The sequence below is a fragment of the Arcanobacterium buesumense genome, assembly GCF_012563545.1.
Taxonomy (GTDB): Bacteria; Actinomycetota; Actinomycetes; order Actinomycetales; family Actinomycetaceae; genus Arcanobacterium; species Arcanobacterium buesumense.
Window position 1 is genome coordinate 1,231,092 of sequence record NZ_CP050804.1, and the last position, 20,275, is coordinate 1,251,366.

Here is a 20,275-nt window from a genome sequence, read left to right on the forward strand (position 1 = left end):
AGTTTCACCCGTCAATACCAAGCTCCCTGCGGATACGAGCTACGTGCCCGGTAGCTTTTACGTTATAGAACGCATGCGAAATAGTGCCATCTTTAGCAACGACGATAGTAGAACGAATCACACCCCGAAGAATACGTCCATAATTCTTCTTTTCCCCGTATGCACCCCATGCTTCCAAGACTTCTTTAGAGGGATCTGAAGCTAGCGGAAAGTTCAGATTCTCCTTTGTGGTGAACTTTTCTAGCGACTCTACTTTATCCGGCGATACCCCAATGACCGTATAGCCGGCGCTCTTAAATGAATTTTCCGAATCCCGGAAGTCGCATGCTTGGGTAGTACAACCTGGTGTCATAGCGCGCGGATAGAAGTACACAATCACTCCGTTATCTGCCTTGGCCAATTCTTCAGAAAGTGAAACTTTTCCACCACCCAGAGTATCGAGACTGAAATCTGGAGCTTTTTGCCCTACTTCTAAACGTGCCATGATGTTCTCCTTAACGCTAGATACTTTACTTCTACTTTACTCGCCTAGGAAGGTAACAAGCAGATCCAGTGACACTATAAGCGTAAAAAGAATGAAACCGCAGATCATTGGTATCAGACCAAACGGCGTCGGGAAAAGTAGACCAGCTCCTAGCGCAGCTGTTGCACATAAATTTAGCGACTCGCGATGCCACCCCCACACGCCAATCGCTATCATGATCGAAGCAACCAATCCGATAAGAAGTCCCGTGGTATTTCCACCAGCCACGATGATCGTATACCACCCAAGAATCGCCATTACCCCGATAAACACCAGTGCTACAATCATCATCGGACGTTCAAAAGCACGCATTTCTTCCTCCACTATCGTATTCGACGGCAATTACTAGGTGTCATAGAATAGTTATTCACTAATAATCCTACCCTGTTCACCAGTGGCACAACATCGGCCGTTTTCTTTACAAAAACTGGCACAATCGAAGTATGAGTGAGATTGCTTCAGATGATATGGGACCATGGCTTTCGCCGGAAGAATTAGAATTTGTTCGAAATAAAGTTCCGATGCTCTACGTGGATGTGATTCCAGTCCGAATTGACGACGCCGGACGCATCGAAGCAATCGGTCTACTTTTATCCGCGAAAGACGTCGGCATCACCCGATCAATCGTCTCTGGCCGAGTATTATTCCACGAATCTATCCGGGATGCCATTATTCGACATATCGATAAAGATCTCGGACTGATGGCATTGCCTCAGCTTCCAGTATGCCTAACGCCTTTTACAATTGGCGAATACTTTCCTACACCCGGCGAAGGCTGGCACGATCCACGCCAGCACGCAGTTTCACTTGCCTATATCATTCCGATGGCTGGGGATTGTTCTGCCAGTGCTGATGCGTTGGAGATCACCTGGTTTCCACCACGTGACCTCCTGACCACATCCCTACAGTCAGAAATCGTCTCTACTCATTTGCCACTGATCAAGCGAGCACTGGCTCATCTGGGAATCGAATAGGCTCACTGAAAAACGTGGCTTGCGATAATCGGACCAAGTTCTGCGAATGCCCGGCCACGATGCGAAATTTTGTTCTTTTCATCCGGGGTTAACTCAGCTGCAGTTACGTCATAGCCGTCTGGCTGAAAGATTGGATCATAGCCAAAACCGCCGCCACCTACCGCAGTATAGCGCAACGTCCCAGTCATGCGACCTTCGCGGACGAATTCTTGACCATCAGGTAGTACTAACGTTGCCGCACATGCAAAATAAGCGGAGCGATATTCCGGCAACACATCGTTTAACTGAGCGAGTAACAAGTCAAGGTTAGCCCGATCGTCACCATGGCGGCCACTCCAGCGTGCCGAGAAGATTCCTGGCGCACCGCCCAACACATCCACACAAATACCAGAATCATCAGCTACTGCCGGGATGCCGGTTGCCTGCGCAATATGCCGAGCTTTAATCAATGCATTGCCGGCAAAGGTCACGGCGTCTTCTACTGGTTCTGACACATCGAGATCAGCAGCCGAATGGATTGCAGTTAAATCGATCCCGGGCAAAAAAGGAGCCAGAATTTCCCGCAATTCACCGACTTTATGAGAATTTCGGGTAGCGAGAATAAGACGCGGACGGCTAGTTTCCATCGTCATTACTTCTCCGCTAGAATCGTAGTTTGTTTGGCAGTGAGCTCCTGACAGCCCTTTGTTGCTAAATCAAGCAAAACTCCCAGTTCGGCGCGATCGAATGGTTCACCTTCAGCCGTGCCTTGAACTTCAACAAACTTTCCATTACCGGTCATCACGACGTTCATGTCGGTTTCGGCGCGGACGTCTTCTTCATACGGCAAGTCGAGACACGGCACGCCGTCGATAATGCCAACCGAAATTGCAGCCACCGAATCCTTCAAGACTGGCTTACCAGCACGCGGCTTAATGTGCTTTTGCGCGATTCCCCAAGCAACTGCGTCTGCGAGGGCAACATAAGCGCCAGTAATAGATGCAGTACGGGTTCCGCCGTCGGCCTGCAAAACGTCACAGTCAAGTACGATTGTGTTCTCCCCTAGCGCACTCATATCGACGACGGCGCGCAAGGCACGTCCGACAAGGCGGGAAATTTCTTGAGTACGGCCCGATACTTTACCTTTCACGGATTCGCGCTGGTTACGGGTGGAGGTTGCGCGTGGCAGCATGGCATATTCGCCAGTTACCCAACCTTCACCGGAGTCTTTGCGCCAGCGTGGAACTCCTTCAGTAAAGGACGCAACGCACAACACTTTGGTGTTGCCGAATTCGACGAGGACAGAGCCTTCGCCAGCATCAAGAAAATTACGGGTAATTTTTACTGGGCGAAGTTCATCGGTTGAGCGACCGTCGGCGCGAGAAAATGTAGTCATGTGATTAGTCTACCGCTACTTAGATTTAGATCGAGTCCAGTGATGCTGATTTTGGCAATGTAGAAGACCTGCTTGAAGACAGCACGTAAAATTTTTGGATTGTTTCCTAATCGCCTTTATCGTTTCTTATTGTTGCTCTTCCGTGGTCCCACAATTTTGCCAGAACTGATCCTCTTCTTCTTGTCGTTCTGCAAAGGTCCATACTTCTTGAATCTTCCTATCCGCTATTCTAAATAGATCAATACCGGGATCATTTAATTTTTCTTTCCCTCTCTCAGCTAAAGACACAACACTTGTGGCAACAAAGTCATCATTACTTGCAGCCCAATTTGTTATAACTCTGAATGTCCCATTACTCATTCTTGCAAACTCAGCTAGTCGGTCTGCCAGTGATTGCTTTCCCACAGTAACGCCAGAAAGAGGACTCTCTCCTCCCATATGCCACACAACATCATCTGACATTAGTTCGAAAGCAGTGTCAAAATCTCCTCTTGCTAATGCTTCGGCATATGAGTTAAACACTTCCATATTTTCCGTATTCATAAGAAATCTCCTTTGATCTTTCAGAATTATTTCTTCTGTTTTACCGTAGCATTGAAGTCTTGTTTTTATAAGTACGAACATTTACAATACTTAGTATCTAATTTGTTACTATCCCTATTCGAGGAACCTGCCGTGGCAACAGTTGATGATAAGTGTCCCTATGTGACTACTCAAAGAGTTTTACAGGGAAAGTGGGCAGTTGTAGTTTTATACCATCTAAGTACAGGAACTAAAAGATTCAGCGAGCTTGAGAGGCTAATTCCGCATGTTACTCGAACTGTTTTAACAAGACAGCTTCGTCAATTAGAGCAAGATCAGCTAATCATAAGAAGGGTATTTCCTGAAGTACCTCCCCATGTCGAATACTCGTTGAGTAAATTGGGCCATAAATTTCAGAGAGTATTAAATGAGATAGAAATTTTTGGCCTAGACTATATTGCAGAGCTTAAAAGCATGTCTCAATAGTAATTATTTTGAAACTGAAAAAGAGTCACCTTGTTAGCCAGAAAGATTTTGGCAGATAAATATCATGTCTCGCTGATGACTTGGTATTGGGCTAGTTATTTCTTGGACTGTCATTTTCTTACTCAGCATCAATGACACAAATTTTTGGTGTTCGGTGTTTAATTCAGATCTGCAGTTCTTACTGATCGCTCCGTCATAGCTAGCAATCTATGTGCTTCCGGGAAATCCACTAACCCAAGATGGGTAACCTTCTTTTCGCTCTTGGCAATGGCTCGTTACGGCAAAGGGTGTAACCACCAGCGCAAAGAATCGAGAGCAGAAAACGATCTCGAACAGACAGAACTCTAAACCAAACAGATTTGGCATGCAAAGTACACCAAAGCTGAGAATCGCGAAAACATCGTCGAGTTCACCGTCGATAATGCCAACGGCGTTTGGGACAGTGCTGGTCTGGCAGCAACCTGCACAACATAGTCATGGATCCTTAGCTCCAAGTAGGTATAAGTCCGAAGACTACCGCAGACCGAGCCGAGACATGCTCTCTTCGGACAGCCTCATAGTGACGGGCCGCTGGGACACCACTTCTACCCATCCTTCTTCTACAAGATGTTTAATGTGACGGTTGATTGTAGGAGTCGATCTTTCTACGTAGTGTTCTAATTCTCGACGTTCCATCGCAGTTCCACCAGAAAACAACTCCGCTTGAGCAAGAATCCATAAAATTGTGGAACAATCATTATCCGCATCAAACGTGTCAAGGCGCCTCTGAACAGTAAGTAAACTTTTAAGCGCTACTTCTAGCTGATTTAGAATATCTCGTTGTGCATCGCAAATAAGATCAAGGAAGAACACAACAAAATGGGTGACTTCACCACGATTAAGTGGATGTTCTACCTCAATGAACTGTTTGTAGTATGAGTTCTTGTTTTGATTAATTCGAGCAGAGACACTTAGAGCTGTTAGTGGCCATCCCAATTCAGCAAGTTTGCGAGCAAGGATGAATCTGCCAGTTCTACCATTCCCATCGTAAAAAGGGTGCACAATCTCGAACATAAGATGAGCGATAATTGCGCTGATAACATGCGACGCAGACGGATCCGCTAATTCCTGCAACATCGTTTCTAGACCCGCCATTATTTTCTGTTCCGGCTGAAAACCCGTATGGATGACTTTCTGAGATGCTGCGATCACTTGCACTGGTTGGGCGCGGAATAGCTTCCCATCTGGAGCATCAGCCTTATCGACTTCCCCTTCAGTTACCTCATCATAAATAGTTCGAATGTCTGCCGGAGTTCGAAGTGCTAATTTTTCAGGATTATCAGCCAAAGACGCTAGGAGATGAACGAGAGATGAGAGCCTAATATTCGCATTTTCATTTGCATCATAGGCTGCCAGAGCCTCTTTGCGTGTTGAATAGATCCCCTCAATATCATTAGTAGCAACCGTTTCGTCTGCGATAAGAAGACGTACATAGCGATTCATAACGATAGACGGAAGCAAATTCATGTTTTTCTGGATTTCGTTAGCCATCTGAGAAATCGCTTCGACCTTCAACGTCATAGAGGCAGTAACCACATAAAACATCGAAAAGTCACCAATAGGAAAACTTAGGGTGACGCATGATGGAGAATCAATTCGCCGACGGAATTCTCTTTCGTCAGTGCCCGGAGTCTGATAACTCAATTTTCGTAGAATAGGATATTCTTCCACATGACCTCCAACATAATTCCTTATTTAAAAAAATAGCATGTTTTTTCAAATAAGGCTGACAGTATCAAGTTCTAACTGTAAAAAATAGTCCAATTTTTCAATAAGACTGTAAGAAGCCATAAACCATGCATTGTCCAAATGTTTCTAGAGCGTGTAAACATCCCCAGCTTGAGCCACGTGAACTTCGCCAGCAAAAACGCTACGCGCATCAGCAAGGTTCTTATCCGCATTCGTCCATGGTTGAAGATGTGTAAGCACCAAACGCTTTGCACCGGCTTCAGCTGCCATCTCCCCCGCACGCAAACCAGTTAAATGCACTCCGCGCACAGTATCGCGACCCTCTTCAAAAGCTGCCTCAGACAAAACCAGATCAGCATCTCGTTCGGCTTCAACAACGCTCGCCACAGTGTCCGTATCTCCGGTATAGGTCAACACAACTTCCCGCTCCATCTCATCGTCTTCCGACGGACCTGAAATACGTAGCGACAATGCCGGAACGGTATGGTAAGCAGCGAAAGCCTCAACAGTCAGCGGCCCAACTCGCACAACCGACCCCGGCGCAAGCTGCTGAAAATCAAACTCTGTTTCATAGGTTTCAGCCGGATCATCGTCAGATAAGCCCCGGGTGCGTGCCGCTCCATCACCAGGCGAATACACCGGAATCTGTGGCAACGCGCCTTCTGGATACCAGCGACGATACACCTGCATTCCCACCATGTCCGCACAGTGATCAGCGTGAAAATGGGATAAGAACATCGCATCAACCATGGCTGGATCCACATAACGCATCAAATGCCCCATCGCACCTGGTCCGAAGTCAAACACAAGAGAAAATATTCGTTCAAGCCCCGAGGCATCCGTACCTTTTGCTTGTACTAAATATGACGACGCCGGAGATTCCTTCCCTGACATCGAGCCAGAACAGCCAATAATTGTTAGTTTCACTGAGTGTCTCTCCTACGAGGCAGAATTAGTGCGGAAAAGTGGAACGTCAACATGTGCCACATCAGCTACCTTGGGACCAAGGAAGCGGCGGGCTAGCACTTGGAAAGAATCACTTTCGCCAGTGACGTTAAAACTATAAGACGGTTTACCATCATCGGCTGAACGCAATAGATTAGCTTCTGTTAACCCACGATAAACATCTTTAGCAGTTTCATCTGCAGACGAAACCAACAAAACATCTTCGCCCATCACATATCCAATAGCGCCAGATAAGAATGGATAATGTGTACATCCAAGAACAAGAGTATCAACCCCAGCTTCTTTGATCGGGGCTAGATATTCATGAGCAACATTCATTAAATCTTTTCCAGTTGTCACACCAGCTTCAGCAAACTCCACAAAACGCGGAGCCACAGCAGACGTAATCTGCATATCAGGAACAGCAGCGAAAGCATCCTCATAGGCTCCAGATCGAACTGTCGCCTGAGTAGCAATCACCCCAACTTTTCCGTTACGAGTTGCTCGTACTGCGGCTCGGGCAGCCGGACGAATCACTTCCACAACCGGTATCCCCAACTGAGTAGTGTATCGCTCCCGAGCATCATGAAGTACCGCAGAAGAAGCCGTATTACAGGCAATCACAAGCATCTTCACGCCAGAAGAAACCAAATGATCCATCACATTAAGAGCCAATTCACGAACTTGTGCAATTGGACGTGGACCATACGGACAGTTAGCCGTATCGCCCACATACGTCACAGATTCATTCGGAAGCTGATCAATAATGGCACGCGCAACAGTCAGGCCTCCGACTCCGGAATCAAAGACCCCAATCGGGGCGTTGTTGCTCATACTATTCATAGTGTCAATTTTACCCGCGAAGCGACTTATGGCGAACTGCACTTATCAGTGACTCTTGCCACCAGGTCACCATGGCATAAAGCACAGCCATCATATCTTCTTGGGTTTCTATTGGCGGTAACCCTGATCCATCACGCGAACTTGTCCCCGTGAATATACCGGCACGTTCATATATCCGCGCCGCATCTTCATCATCAGCAATCTCTAACCGCATCGAGAGCACCATACGAATATCATTCATCGCCGCCAACCACGCAGGCGCCGCATCGTTAGTGATAGTGACATCCATAATACCTTCTGGAATCGCAGACAGAGTTTCATACATTGTCACCAAATGGTCAATTTTCGTTGCCGCAACACTTTCTTCAGTGATAGCCCGCAATTCAGCCGCTAGCTCCGGATCTTCACTCATATCTGGCAACAGGCGTTCCAATGCATCATCCATCGGCAAATCCGGGACGGCGAAAAGATCTTCATCATCATCGTCTTCCACCCGTTTTTCGATCGCCGTAAACTGGTCTTCAAAAGCCGCAAATGGATCTTCGGCAATTCGCTGCCGGCGATCCAATTCCCGATCAACATGCGATCCGAGGATCACCACAACATCCGAAGCGAGCCCCATCATCATGCGGCGTTCTTCATCATCTAGTTGGGCTTCATATCCCCCACGTACTGCTAAAAAAGCGCGCATCAATCCTCCTGTTCTAAGGTGGCCCGCAAACCATACCCGTGGAGCGCTTGGACATGGCGTTCCATTGATTCCCGCCCGCCACTGGCAACCACCGCTCGTCCTTGCCGATGAACTGTCAGCATACGGGCCCGCGCCACAGTTGGCGTCATCCCGAAATAGGTTTCAAAAACCCATTGGACATAGGTCATCAGATTAACTGGATCGTTATGGACGACAGTACGCCACTGGGCATCGGCTAAACCGTGCTCAGCGGGGGCACTATTAGTTTCAGGAAGAGAATGAGTCACGTTTCTAGTCTACGCGATTCGTCCAGAGGGAGAAAACACAGCCTGTTTGGTAGATTTTTCATCCATTCCCACCTACGGTTAAACCATGAAACATTCTTTAAGTACCGCACTGCTAACGGATATGTATGAGCTGACGATGATCGAGTCAGCATTCGAGACTGGACGCGCCGAACTTCCGTGTGTTTTTGAAGTTTTTGGCCGCCGTCTTCCTGGTTCACGCCGTTACGGTGTGGTTGCGGGAACCGGACGCATTTTAGAAGCACTGCAAGATTTTACGTTTGGCGACGAGGAAATCACCTATTTGCGCGATGCTAAAATCGTTGGCGAACGCACCCTTGATTTTTTGAAATATTGGCGTTTTACCGGTGATATTTATGGATATGCAGAAGGCGAATGTTATTTTCCTTATTCGCCACTTCTCACCGTAGTTGGCACATTTGCTGAGTGCGTTGTACTAGAAACCTTAGTATTGTCGATGCTGAACTACGATTCTGCGGTGGCGACGGCAGCCTCGCGTGTCACGATTGCCGCGCACGATCGTCCGTGCTTAGAAATGGGTGCCCGTCGAACCCATGAATATAGTGCAGTTGCGGCGGCACGTGCAGCAGTTATTGGCGGTTTTGTTGGAACTTCGGATTTAGAAGCGGGCCGGCGGTACGGAATTTCGACGATTGGCACGGCAGCGCACTCGTTTACTTTGCTTCATGATTCCGAAGATGAGGCGTTTGCGGCTCAGATCCGCACTCTTGGTCCGAACACTACATTGCTTGTGGACACCTACAACATTCACGACGGCGTAGAAAAAGCAGTTGCTGCGGCACGCGCAGCTGGTGGCGAATTAGGTGCTGTTCGGCTTGATTCTGGAGATTTGGTTGCCCAGGCGTTTAAAGTACGCGCCCAGTTAGATGAGTTGGGTGCAACGACGACGAAGATCACCGTCACCTCAGACTTAGATGAATACGCGATTGCTGCGTTAAATGCAGCTCCGGTGGATTCCTATGGCGTAGGAACTAAACTTGTGACGGGTTCTGGACATCCCACGGCCCAGCTGGTCTATAAACTGGTAGCCCGGCAGGACGCTTCGGGAGCCTGGACACCAGTGCAAAAGAAGTCTGAATCTAAAAGCTCCCGGGGCGGCCTGAAAGTTGCTGGCCGGAAATACGATGTTACTGGCCGTGCCACTGCTGAACTCATCGTCACCGTCAATGATTTTGAAGACGGAATTGTCTATTTGAAAGAGCAAGGCGCTCGCCCACTGCAAGTTGCTTTGGTGTCTGGTGGCAAGATTCACGATGAGTACATGAACGCTACCGCGTTGGGCCGAGCCGCCGAACGTCATCGTTCTTCTCGCGCTGCACTGCCATACAACGCATGGCGTCTGTCCGAAGGTGAACCGGGTATTCCGACCGAATTCGTCGATATTCGATAATTTACACATACCAAATAATTGGGTGGGTAGTATCAGCTACCCACCCAATTATTTATTTACGCCCAACAAACCAGCGCTGCAACTGAGCGATACGTGCCTCGATCTGTTCCAGCGAGGCACGAGCTACTTCTGGCCCACCACACACATTGCGCAGATCGGTGTGGATAAGAGCGTGGGCCCGCCCAGTTTTCGCCGAATAGGCTGCCACGATTTTCGATAGTTCTTGGCGTTTTTCTCGACGACGACGCGAACTCATCACCGGAGCACTACCCGAAGTGGGACGCTTAGCAGCCTTACTTTGTTGATCTTGCTGATGCTGACGTAACAAAGTGGCAACGTCGTCGGGCTCAAGTAAACCTGGGATACCTAAGAAATCGGCTTCCTCATCCGAACCGACTTCCGCCCAAGAACCGAAATCGTCACCGTCGAAAACCACCTTATCGAAGGTCGCTGCCGCAGAAAGCGCCCGATATCCAGGGCCTTCTAAATCATTGGAAGCTGTCTCTTCCCGGTTAGCTTCAGCTAAAGATTCATCATCCCAACCTTGCTGTGCCTCATCAGACGATGGCTTATTCAAGGCGTGGTCTCGTTGGGCTTCTAGCTCTCCGGCAAGCCCCAATAAACGAGGAACAGAAGGCAAAAATACTGATGCTGTTTCACCACGTTTACGCGAACGGACAAAACGACCGATAGCCTGAGCAAAAAAGAGCGGCGTAGAAGCTGACGTAGCATACACTCCAACGCAAAGGCGTGGTACATCAACACCTTCGGAAACCATACGTACCGCCACCATCCACCGGCTGGTATCGGCAGAAAATTGAGCGATCTTATCAGAGGCAGTGTTGTCATCAGAGAGCACAACGGTTGTTTTTTGGCCGGTGATTTTATCTAAAAGTCCAGCATAAGCTTTCGCAGTTTTATGATCAGTTGCGATAACTAGGCCGCCAGCATCGGGAACACTTCTTCGCACAACATTGAGCCGTTCATCAGCTGCTTTGAGCACCGCCTGAATCCATTCGCCACTTGGATCAAGAGCTGTCCGCCAAGCTTGCGCAGTCAGATCCTTAGTCAGTGGCTCGCCAAGTGTTGCTTCCATAACTTCGCCATGCTTTGTTTGCCACTGCATATTTCCGGTGTATGACATAAACATCACCGGACGCACCACGAAATCGCGTAACGCTTCAGCATAACCGTACGTGTAATCAGCTTTAGAACGATAAATACCATCACCATCAGGTTCGTAAGTAACGAATGGAATAGCTGAGGTATCTGAACGAAACGGTGTTCCAGTAAGACTGAGTCGGTGCTTGGCTACCGAAAACGCCACTCGGATAGCATCTCCCCACGAGAGATTATCACCACCATGATGGACTTCATCCAAAATAACAAGCGTTTTCCGTGAAGCGATTCGTTGCCGATGGAACATCGGTGCGCGAGCAACCTGAGCATAAGTTACACAGGCTCCATTGAACGACGTACCTAGACCGATATTAGAATTAGAAAAATCTGGATCTAGCTGCAGGCCCACTCGTGCCCCAGCCTCTGCCCACTGGTATTTCAAATGCTCAGTTGGAGCCACAACAACAATTTCGTTAACCTCTCGCCGAGCCATAAGCTCGGTTGCTACTCGAAGTGCGAAGGTCGTCTTGCCAGCACCTGGAGTTGCTACCGCAAGGAAATCCTGCGGCATTTTGGCCATAAATTGTTCTAAAGCCGCCGCCTGCCAAGCGCGCAACGATCCAGCAGTTCCCCAAGCCGCACGACGAGGAAATACCGGAGGTAAATTTTCTGCTGCGGAAACGGAGGCCGATTGTGGCGAATGTGCTGAGCCTTTCAGCTCAGAACTCATTGTTCACCTCCGGAACCGTTGCCCGTTCCTCCCTTACCTGGAACATTGGGGCCAAACGGCCAGCTATTGCCCATATTGCCCATCTGTTCATAGATAGCTTTACACGTCGGACATAATGGGTACTTATCAGGATTGCGAACCGGCGTCCAGACTTTCCCACACAAAGCCACAACTGGTCCGCCTTCAACTGCGGACTGCACGATGCGATCCTTGCGAACATAGTGTGCAAAACGCTCATCGTCACCCGGGGCCTGCTGTTCTTCGGTTTTTTCTAAAACAGCTGTTGTTGACGATGGATCTAAGCTAGGTGCTTGAGGGGCGCCTGGCTCACTAGGAGCAGAGTAAGGATCTGAAATAGCCATGGCTATAGTTTACCCCAAGCCGGGGATTGGATAGCTGGCCTAGTATGTGACGTCATACCTTCGGATATAAAAATATCAGGGCAACATCCCGCGGATATTTGCCCTGATATTTTCTAGAATGCTCTAGTTCACTTAGCAACGGCCTTCTTCAAGGTTGAGCCAGCGGAAATCTTAACACCGAAGCCGGCTGGAATCTTGATTTCTTCACCGGTGCGTGGGTTACGGCCCTTGCGCTCTGCGCGCTCGGTACGCTCAACAGACATAAGACCAGTGATCTTTACTGCTTCGCCCTTGGAAAGGGAATCAACGAGAACGGACTGCAAAGCCGACATAGCCTTGTCAGCATCAGTCTTGGTGATGCCAGCTTCTTCAGCAATCTTTGCGATAAGTTCAGTGCGGTTGAGGGACATAGTTCTTCCTCCAAAATAGAAGTTGTTCGAACGGGCTGTTTAGCCGCTACCTAGAAATTTAGCCGAAAAGGAGCCAAAACCGCGAATTTGTAGGCGTGTTTCGCTAAAAACATAGAATAAGTCACTAACTTTTGACCTCAAACACCACATTTGTCACATTATTAACGCGATGATTAGTAGCTTTAGTCACGTATCAGAACAACAGAATCAGCGAAACGAGCAAAATCTTAACGATCATCCCCAACGCAAACAACGCTGCATATCCGCTCTCAATACGCTCATCATTAACCTTCGAAACCGCAAATGCCAAAATTGCTGGCTGCCCCAAAATACCAGCCATAGCCCCCGAGGTACGTGGCGCAGACAAGTCCAACATACGTCCAACAAGACCTGTCAGGCCAACAACAACAATAGCGATGACAGCGCCAAGAAGCCCGGCTTTAAGACCCTGACTCGTAAACGCCGTCTTAGCGAACGCTGGCCCAGAAGCAATACCTACTGCTGCCAAGAACAACAAAAGACCGAGTTGCCGAATCGTCAGATTAGCTGACAACGGTAATTGCCACACCAGCGGACCAGTACGTTGCAAATTACCTAACACCATACCAACTAACAACGGACCAGCAGCTGCCCCCAAACTAAATGATGTTCCACCAGGAAGAGATATTTCCACCATGCCAACTAACAGTCCCAAGGCCAAGCCAAGTCCTAAACCAATAGCATCGACCTCCGAAATCTTACGTTGGGAATTACCAAAGTAACTTTCAATAGCCGACTCTTCGGAACGCGGATAAACCACGGCAATACGATCACCGAGTTCAAGACGAAGATCATCAGCAGCCAGCAACTCCAAATCACCACGATGGACACGGGTAATCATCGCCCCAAACTGTGCTGGCAAACTCAATGAAGCGATCGAACGCCCCGCCAACTCTTTTCGAGAAACAACAAAACTACGGAACCCCACGATCGAACGATCGTCAGCTAAATGCTCATCAACTTCAGTCCCAATCGCCGAAACAGCTAACTCGACGTCGTCAGGCAAACCCACAACAACAACTCGATCCCCGGGCAATAACACTTCACCGGGGCTAACCACTCGCTGGTCATCTCCACGCCGTAGATAGGACATCCGGATCCGTTCTTCTTGCCATCCTGGAATTCGCCGAATCTCTAACTTCTTATCAACATTTGCTGTCACTGCAGACAAATGCTTACCAGCCAAAGACTGCGTATCACTCTTGCCGGGCCACTGCCGCCCAACAACCAATGACACAAAGATAATGCCAAAAATCACGCCCATCGGATATGCCAAAGAATAACCAACTGCGGGAATTTCATTGCCTGTGGCAGCCGATGCTGCAGCAAGTGCCGGGGTATTCGTCGTCGCACCAGCAAAAATACCAACCGAAAAATCCGATGTGAAACCCAGTATCATGCCACCCACGATGGTAGTAACTGCGCCAAGTATCAACACTCCAATAGAAGCAATCATCAACTTAGATTGTCGTATAAGATCTGCAAAAAACGTTTGCCCGGCGCTTAGCCCTACAGTGTAAACGAATAACGCCAACCCTAAATTTTGGATCATTCCCATTGAGCTAGCCACATCAGGTACTGCATTACCTATCGCAAGACCGACAAATAGTGCCCCGGCAGCACCAAGACGTAATGGACCAAAAGGAATAATACCGACGACGGCGCCCAAGGCAACGACGACGAAAACAGTTAATAATGGAGATTCAAGCAAGAGAGCAGTCACAGCTCACCCTTTCAAAAAGCGCTCAGCGCCACAGTAATTATTGCGTGGTACCTTTTAACTTTACCAATATTTTTTGAGATGATTCGATTATGGACTTTCTAGATAGCCTTACCCTTATTGGTCCGGTCGCTACTATTGCCATTTATTTAGTGACAGCTCTATTCATTGGAGCTGTCGGCGTTCTTACGTTACGTAAAACAAGCAGTGGTTCACGTGTAGGCGGTCTCGTAGCCTTCGCAATCGGCTTACTAGCCGCATTGGCCGGATGGTTCTACTTCTTTGTCTGGCCAGCACCTTTCCCTGGACTAGTACCGTGGAATATTTTTATCGCCAGTTTCCCTGCCGCAACAGCTATCATCGGAATATTCACTGTGCGCGGTCGACGTATCATTTTGGCTATCATCGCCTGTTTAGCTAGCGCCAACACATATCTCGTGGCCAATCTAACGTATGAAGAATACGCTTCGATTGGTAGCTTCTTTCCGCATCATATAACTCAAGAAATGACCTACGATGAGTTCCTGGCTCGCACTACTACTCCTAAAAACGGAAACCGGGAAATAGGTGCCCTTGTCACAATCCCAATGAAAGGTCTCGAATCTGGTCTTGATGCACGAGATGCATGGGTCTATATTCCACCAGCTTATTGGACACATCCAGAGATGGATCTACCCGTCGTCGTTCTCCTCCACGGCAATCCTGGCTCACCACAACGCTGGTTCGCGGTAGGCGACGCAGCTATCCCAGCAGATCATTATCAACATGCCAACGACGGCATCTCCCCCATCCTCGTTTCCGTTGATGCTACCGGATCGTGGTCTGGAGATCCGGCCTGCGTCGACGGGCCAGACATAAAGATGCAAACCTACTTAAGCCACGATGTCCCACTGCTTATCAAAGAAAGATTGCGAGTGGACCCAGACCAATCCCACTGGACTCTCGCCGGGCTCAGCTACGGTGGAACATGCTCCTTGCAAGTAGTTGCCAACGCTCCGCAAGCCTACGGCGCTTTTATTAACCTTTCCGGCTACGAAGAACCCATGCTACGCAACCATCAAGAAACCGTTGACACATTATTTGGCGGAGATGAACAAGCATTCAACGCAGTTAATCCAAAAAATATCTTCGAAAATGCTCTTGCCGATAACGATCCGAAATTCACCGGTATTACAGCCGTCTTTTTAAGCGGAGATTCCGACGTACGCGCACGTAAGGCGCAGCGTTTGCTCTCCTCACTCGCTCAAAAGGTCGGCATGAACGTCGATTCACGAATCATTCCAGGCAATCATGGTTATGGCACGTGGCGACGAGGATTTGCTCAAACCTTTGAGATAGCCGTAAAACAAGGACAACTACCAACAAACGATGAATAACGAAATATTTTGACCTAGATAGCCTGAAAGCGGGGCGACCAAACAGGAATTGGCCGCCCCGCTTTCAGGTTAGCGATACTAGATTTCACCAAACCCAGAATCGATTAATTCCGCGAGCGCAGCAAGAACTTGCTCAGCTTGTTCACCTTGCGCGCGTAGTTCTATCTCATCCCCACCTTGGGTTCCTAATCCAGCTACATCCATCAGTGAGGTAGCTGAAACAGTCTCACCGTCGTAAACAATAAATACTTGCGCCTGATATTGACTAGCGAGATGTACAAGTTGAGCCGCCGGACGTGCATGCAAACCAGTTGCATTGACAATTTTTACCCGCTGACTATAGGTATCTGGCTGTGGAGTTACGTCAACTGTATCCAGCACCGGTTCATCGTCGCTTATTAACGCACCATCTATCTGGTGACGTTTTGCTTCAAGTGAATGACGGGCTTGGCGCACAACTTCAGCAAGAGTATTGCCAGTACTAGCTGCGACAATAGCTGACATAAAACCTTCTACAAAAGGTGCCGGCACCATCATCACATTGTCTGGGTAGCCTAAGAACTCTAAGGCCATGTCGGTAGACAATATAGCTGATCCAAGATCAGTAAGAATAACTACACCATCACCATCTTGCGCTGCCTCAATAGCCGTCATAATAACCATCGCATCGGTACCAAAGGTCCCTTCGCTACTCCCGGCAGCGATCTCAACCCGTACTGAGCAATCAGCAACCATTTGCATACCTAGTTCATAGGTCGCTTGTGCTAACTGTGGTGAATGTGAAACTAAGACAATCCCAACACTCATTATTTCTCCATCACTGCGGTAACGAGTGCGTCAACAAGCAATGCTGCTGAGGCAGCTCCTGGATCTATGTGCCCTATCGAGCGTTCTCCCAGGTACGATGCACGTCCCTTCTTAGCGATCATGTCAATAGTTTGATCTCGCCCAGTAAAGGCTGCTTGTTGGGCTGCGGAAAGCGCATCACTTAGTTGGGCATCATTATAGGCTTCAAGAACATCTGCAACCGGCATGAAAACATCAAGCATTGTTTTTTCCCCTGCATCGGCTTTGCCTCGTGACCTAACGCCATCAACACCAGCACGGAAAGCAGCCGCTAACGTAGGTACATCAACTTCGTCTACATCACCAATTTCTTGGCCAAAGCGCAGGAAGAATGTACCGTATAGCGGACCAGATGCCCCGCCAACACTAGATACCAATGACATTCCAACGACTTTACCAATTTCGGCGAAGGAGTCAGGATCAGCTTTGTCAACAGCATTTAGTGCACTACTCATACCCCGGGCGATATTAGCTCCATGATCCGCGTCCCCAATAGCGGCATCAAGTTCAGTTAGTTGGTCCTGATGGGTGTCCATAGCCTGCGCAGAGAGTTCAATCCATGTGCGCATCTGGCTCAGTGTGATCCCCTGCCCCGTTTCATGACGATCCCGGTGCGCAGTGGCCTTGGCCGGCTGATCCTTCGTTACTTTGTGAGCTAGTTTCGCACTCGCCGAGGTTTGTGGAGTAGATATTGTGTGTCCCCAGGTTAGTGCTGGTGTTGCCACGGGTGCATCCCACAGGCGCAACAATTCATCATCAGCTTTCAAAATAGTCAGCGAGCAACCAGCCATATCGATTGACGTAATGTAATTGCCTACCAGATTTCGCACAACCCGTACCCCGCGTTGAGCTAACAAACGGGCCACTTCGCCGTACATAATATAGAGCTCTACTAACGGAGTTGCTCCCATACCGTTAAGCATGACGATTGCATCTGAATGTGTAAAATCATAGTCAGTTAGAATCGCATCAACTAAATCTTGGGCAATCTCGTGTGCGCTTTTCATCTTGATTCGGTGACGCCCAGGCTCACCGTGAATTCCAACGCCCATTTCGATTTCATCCTCGGGCAGATCAAAGGACGGTTTGCCCACAGCTGGCAGCGTAACTGACGTTAGCGCAACTCCCATCGAACGGCCTTGCTCAATAACTTTTTGGGCCACCGCAGTGACTTCGTCCAGACTTTGTCCTTCTTCTGCTGCCGCACCTGCGATTTTTTCTAGTAACACAGTAAGTCCTACGCCACGACGCCCTGCAGTGAAGGAGGAATCTTCTACAGCAACATCATCTTTGACAACCACATAGTTGACATCAATGCCTTCGCTTTGCGCCAGTTCAGCAGCCATCTGAAAGTTGAGGACGTCACCTGTGTAGTTCTTAATAATAAGTAGGGCGCCTTTGCCGCCATCAGTGCCAGAAATCGCCGCACTAACTTGGCCTGGTGTAGGGGAGGTGAAAATTTCGCCAGCAACAGCCGCATCAAGCATTCCAGTCCCAACAAATCCGCCGTGGAGTGGTTCATGGCCAGATCCACCACCAGAAATCAATGCTACTTTTTCTGTAGGTGATGAAGTACGGAAAATTACTCTCTTTTCATGGTCAATTCGTAATTGTGGATGAGCTAACTCCATCCCAAGAAGAGCTTCAGTGACGACGTTTGCTGGATTATTGATCAACTTTTTCATTGTGTACCTGCTCCATTGCTGAGATTGTGATCTAGATATCATTCTCTCGTACTTGTGCGCTTGTATCAAGTGCCGAGTTCCAGCCTTTGTATGCTGTGGGCTAAATAAAGGTATCTTTAGATATAGAAATAAACTATTGATAATTTATCGTGAAGGATTAGCTGATGAAGCGACAACATTTTCCGCAACCGCCTGCAGCTACACCTGTGAACAGCCCCCAGCCTTGGTCAGCTATTGTTAGCCCACCACCGCCCCGTTCTTCTGGAGTTCCTCATTGGCTCGTTAAATATGGTGTTGGTGCTTGGTCACTGATTGGTTTAACTATTGTTATCGCGACTATCGTGTATCTATTGGGGATGATTTACCAGGTTTTCCTCGGAGTTTTTCTAGCATGCGTCCTCACGGCAGTTTTATCTCCGATCGTTAATATGCTAAATAAAGTAATGCCGCGTTCGCTCGCCACTGGATTTGCCGTCATTAGTGGCTTTACAGTTTTTGGCGGCCTTATTACCTATATTATTTATTCGATTTTGGATCAGTGGGACGATTTGATTCGCCAATTTTCGCACGGCGTGAACAACATCGTTGCCATGCTCACCGATGGATCACTCCCCATTAAAGTTCACCGTTCACAACTTCTTCATGGAGTTTCTAATGCAGTACAAGAAGGAAGCCGATATGTACGCGACCACGCCGGCTTTATTGCTCAAACGGTACTATCAAATGCTAGCCAGCTCGCCGTCATCGTCACCATCATTGCGTTAGCTGTTTTTATCACCGTTTTCTTTTTATCGTCGGGCACCTCCATGTGGAAATGGTTCCTTGAGCTCTTACCGGAACGTAAACGAGATCGCTTCGACAAAGGTGCCAAAGCTGGCTGGTCTGCCTTTTCTGGCTACGCCGCCGGAATGGTCATTATTGCTATAGCTAATGGCATGCTGTCCTTTATTTATTTATGGTTTTTAGAAGTACCGCTGGCAGCTCCACTTGGCGTATTAGTTATGCTATGTACATTCATCCCACTCATTGGTGCGCCTACCGCAATGTTAGTTGCCATGTTCGTTGGACTGGCAACTGGTGGATTATCAATGTTTATTTTCGTTGGAATCGGCATTGCAGCAATCAGCCAAATTGAAGGAAACTTACTATACCCACTCATTGTTGGCAAGAAGGTTTCTGTCCACCCTGTTGGTGTGGCACTAGGTGTCGCAGCAGGTGGTTTTGCCGGTGGGTTAATTGGCGCGGCTATTGCGATTCCAATGATCGCAATTGTTTGGTCGGTTTATAAAACATTGCGTGTCCCAGAATTAGAACACGCAATGTCTGAATGATCAGTGGTCAGATACTTTTCATTGTTCTTTCCACCATCGGTCGCTAAGCTGGACGGGCATAACACGCTTATGCTGCGCTTGTCGCCAACGATCCTCAAGTTTTTGCGCGATCGACGGCGGAATGGACTTACCTTCTAAATAGTCATCGATATAGTCATAGCCAATTCCGAGCTCATCTTCATCAGTACGGCCGGGGTTGCTATCAAGAAGATCTGCCGTTGGAGTTTTGTTCCATAGTTGTTCTGGCGCGCCAAGATATTGGGCAAGTTTACGGACTTGGCGCTTATTCAATCCAGCTAATGGAAGAATATCGGCTGCACCATCGCCAAATTTAGTGAAGAAACCAGTAATATTTTCTGCTGCATGGTCAGTCCCGATAACCAATAGCCGCTCATCTCCAGCAATCGCAAATTGGGCAATCATGCGCATGCGAGCTTTCACGTTACCTTTGTTGAAATCAGTTATTTTGGCAAGCATTCCATCGTTATAAGCCACAACCATCGCATCTGTGGCCGCCTTAATATTAATCGTCACCATACGATCCGGGTTAATCCATTCAACCGCCCCGGTCGCATCTTTTTCATCAGCTTGAACGCCATAAGGCAATCGCACTGCGATGAACTGTGCTTCATACCCTTCATTTCGTAGCTGTTTGGCAGCTAGCTGGGCAAGTTTTCCACCCAAGGTAGAATCGACTCCCCCAGAAATACCTAGCACAAATCCCTTGGTATGGGTTGCACGGGCATAGTCGCATAAAAAGTTGACGCGAGTTTGAACTTCCTCGGCTGGATTAATAGTGGGCTTAACTCCCAATGACGAGACGATTTCGGTCTGTAATTGTGTATTCATACTCG

Annotated in this window: 22 protein-coding genes; 5 read left to right on the forward strand and 17 right to left on the reverse strand. The window is 48.3% G+C overall.

Features of this window, described 5'->3' with window-relative positions:
• Positions 1–4: 4 nt before the first annotated feature.
• Both bcp and HC352_RS05680 read right to left on the reverse strand, forming a co-directional pair.
• A complete protein-coding gene (bcp, locus tag HC352_RS05675) occupies positions 5–484 on the reverse strand; it encodes a thioredoxin-dependent thiol peroxidase (protein WP_168917975.1) in 480 nt (159 codons plus the stop codon).
• A 36-nt stretch (positions 485–520) separates the two neighbouring features.
• Positions 521–835 (reverse strand): hypothetical protein, encoded by a 315-nt coding sequence (locus tag HC352_RS05680; protein ID WP_168917976.1) that lies wholly within the window; start codon positions 833–835, stop codon positions 521–523.
• A gap of 131 nt (positions 836–966) precedes the next feature.
• On the opposite strand from HC352_RS05680, the gene HC352_RS05685 reads away from it, so the two are divergent.
• Positions 967–1,497: an NUDIX hydrolase family protein gene (locus HC352_RS05685; protein ID WP_168917977.1), complete on the forward strand. Its 531-nt coding sequence runs from the start codon at positions 967–969 to the stop codon at positions 1,495–1,497.
• Positions 1,498–1,499: 2 nt separating this feature from the next.
• Here the strand turns inward: HC352_RS05685 and rdgB are convergent, their stop codons facing one another.
• From rdgB to HC352_RS05700, 3 genes are all read right to left on the reverse strand, one after another.
• A complete protein-coding gene (gene rdgB, locus HC352_RS05690) occupies positions 1,500–2,129 on the reverse strand; it encodes an RdgB/HAM1 family non-canonical purine NTP pyrophosphatase (protein ID WP_168917978.1) in 630 nt (209 codons plus the stop codon).
• Positions 2,129–2,872: a ribonuclease PH gene (gene rph, locus HC352_RS05695; RefSeq protein WP_168917979.1), complete on the reverse strand. Its 744-nt coding sequence runs from the start codon at positions 2,870–2,872 to the stop codon at positions 2,129–2,131. The genes rdgB and rph overlap by 1 nt, the downstream gene beginning before the upstream one ends.
• Before the next feature lie 126 nt (positions 2,873–2,998).
• Positions 2,999–3,415 (reverse strand): nuclear transport factor 2 family protein, encoded by a 417-nt coding sequence (locus HC352_RS05700; RefSeq protein ID WP_168917980.1) that lies wholly within the window; start codon positions 3,413–3,415, stop codon positions 2,999–3,001.
• Between the two features lie 132 nt (positions 3,416–3,547).
• On the opposite strand from HC352_RS05700, the gene HC352_RS05705 reads away from it, so the two are divergent.
• Positions 3,548–3,880 carry a winged helix-turn-helix transcriptional regulator gene (locus tag HC352_RS05705; protein WP_168917981.1) on the forward strand — a complete coding sequence of 111 codons (333 nt, stop codon included), beginning with the start codon at positions 3,548–3,550 and terminating at the stop codon, positions 3,878–3,880.
• Between the two features lie 513 nt (positions 3,881–4,393).
• Here HC352_RS05705 and HC352_RS05710 read toward each other — a convergent pair.
• The 5 genes from HC352_RS05710 to clpS form a co-directional block, all read right to left on the reverse strand.
• Positions 4,394–5,590: a Fic family protein gene (locus HC352_RS05710; RefSeq protein ID WP_168917982.1), complete on the reverse strand. Its 1,197-nt coding sequence runs from the start codon at positions 5,588–5,590 to the stop codon at positions 4,394–4,396.
• A gap of 144 nt (positions 5,591–5,734) precedes the next feature.
• Positions 5,735–6,535 (reverse strand): MBL fold metallo-hydrolase, encoded by an 801-nt coding sequence (locus HC352_RS05715; protein WP_168917983.1) that lies wholly within the window; start codon positions 6,533–6,535, stop codon positions 5,735–5,737.
• A gap of 12 nt (positions 6,536–6,547) precedes the next feature.
• Entirely contained in the window at positions 6,548–7,396 is an 849-nt protein-coding gene (gene murI / locus HC352_RS05720) for a glutamate racemase (protein ID WP_168917984.1), read from the reverse strand.
• Positions 7,397–7,406: 10 nt separating this feature from the next.
• Positions 7,407–8,087, reverse strand: coding sequence for a DUF2017 family protein (locus HC352_RS05725; RefSeq protein ID WP_168917985.1), 681 nt, complete (start codon positions 8,085–8,087; stop codon positions 7,407–7,409).
• The gene (gene clpS, locus HC352_RS05730; protein WP_247645168.1) at positions 8,087–8,374 is read right to left on the reverse strand and encodes an ATP-dependent Clp protease adapter ClpS; all 288 of its coding nucleotides are present in this window, start codon (positions 8,372–8,374) and stop codon (positions 8,087–8,089) included. Before clpS ends, HC352_RS05725 begins: the two co-directional genes overlap by 1 nt.
• Positions 8,375–8,459: 85 nt before the next feature.
• Between clpS and HC352_RS05735 the strand changes: the two genes are divergently transcribed.
• On the forward strand, positions 8,460–9,803 hold the full coding sequence (locus tag HC352_RS05735) for a nicotinate phosphoribosyltransferase (RefSeq protein ID WP_168917986.1): 1,344 nt from the start codon (positions 8,460–8,462) through the stop codon (positions 9,801–9,803).
• A gap of 52 nt (positions 9,804–9,855) precedes the next feature.
• Here the strand turns inward: HC352_RS05735 and HC352_RS05740 are convergent, their stop codons facing one another.
• From HC352_RS05740 to HC352_RS05755, 4 genes are all read right to left on the reverse strand, one after another.
• Positions 9,856–11,652: a DEAD/DEAH box helicase gene (locus tag HC352_RS05740; protein WP_168917987.1), complete on the reverse strand. Its 1,797-nt coding sequence runs from the start codon at positions 11,650–11,652 to the stop codon at positions 9,856–9,858.
• Positions 11,649–12,014: a DUF3039 domain-containing protein gene (locus HC352_RS05745; protein WP_168917988.1), complete on the reverse strand. Its 366-nt coding sequence runs from the start codon at positions 12,012–12,014 to the stop codon at positions 11,649–11,651. The genes HC352_RS05740 and HC352_RS05745 overlap by 4 nt, the downstream gene beginning before the upstream one ends.
• Before the next feature lie 128 nt (positions 12,015–12,142).
• A complete protein-coding gene (locus HC352_RS05750) occupies positions 12,143–12,424 on the reverse strand; it encodes an HU family DNA-binding protein (RefSeq protein ID WP_168917989.1) in 282 nt (93 codons plus the stop codon).
• Between the two features lie 193 nt (positions 12,425–12,617).
• Complete coding sequence (locus HC352_RS05755) at positions 12,618–14,186, reverse strand: aspartate:alanine exchanger family transporter (RefSeq protein WP_168917990.1); 1,569 nt, start codon at positions 14,184–14,186, stop codon at positions 12,618–12,620.
• Between the two features lie 89 nt (positions 14,187–14,275).
• Here HC352_RS05755 and HC352_RS05760 point away from each other — a divergent pair, with 89 nt between their 5' ends.
• Positions 14,276–15,559, forward strand: coding sequence for an alpha/beta hydrolase (locus HC352_RS05760; RefSeq protein ID WP_168917991.1), 1,284 nt, complete (start codon positions 14,276–14,278; stop codon positions 15,557–15,559).
• 78 nt (positions 15,560–15,637) lie between these two features.
• Here HC352_RS05760 and dhaM read toward each other — a convergent pair whose 3' ends face one another.
• Positions 15,638–16,366 (reverse strand): dihydroxyacetone kinase phosphoryl donor subunit DhaM, encoded by a 729-nt coding sequence (gene dhaM / locus HC352_RS05765; RefSeq protein ID WP_168917992.1) that lies wholly within the window; start codon positions 16,364–16,366, stop codon positions 15,638–15,640.
• Entirely contained in the window at positions 16,366–18,090 is a 1,725-nt protein-coding gene (gene dhaK, locus HC352_RS05770) for a dihydroxyacetone kinase subunit DhaK (protein ID WP_168917993.1), read from the reverse strand. The genes dhaM and dhaK overlap by 1 nt, the downstream gene beginning before the upstream one ends.
• Positions 18,091–18,254: 164 nt before the next feature.
• Here dhaK and HC352_RS05775 point away from each other — a divergent pair, with 164 nt between their 5' ends.
• The gene (locus HC352_RS05775) at positions 18,255–19,421 is read left to right on the forward strand and encodes an AI-2E family transporter (protein WP_168917994.1); all 1,167 of its coding nucleotides are present in this window, start codon (positions 18,255–18,257) and stop codon (positions 19,419–19,421) included.
• A gap of 18 nt (positions 19,422–19,439) precedes the next feature.
• On the opposite strand, the gene nadE is transcribed toward HC352_RS05775, so the two are convergent.
• On the reverse strand, positions 19,440–20,270 hold the full coding sequence (nadE, locus tag HC352_RS05780) for an NAD(+) synthase (protein WP_168917995.1): 831 nt from the start codon (positions 20,268–20,270) through the stop codon (positions 19,440–19,442).
• Between the last annotated feature and the right edge of the window lie 5 nt (positions 20,271–20,275).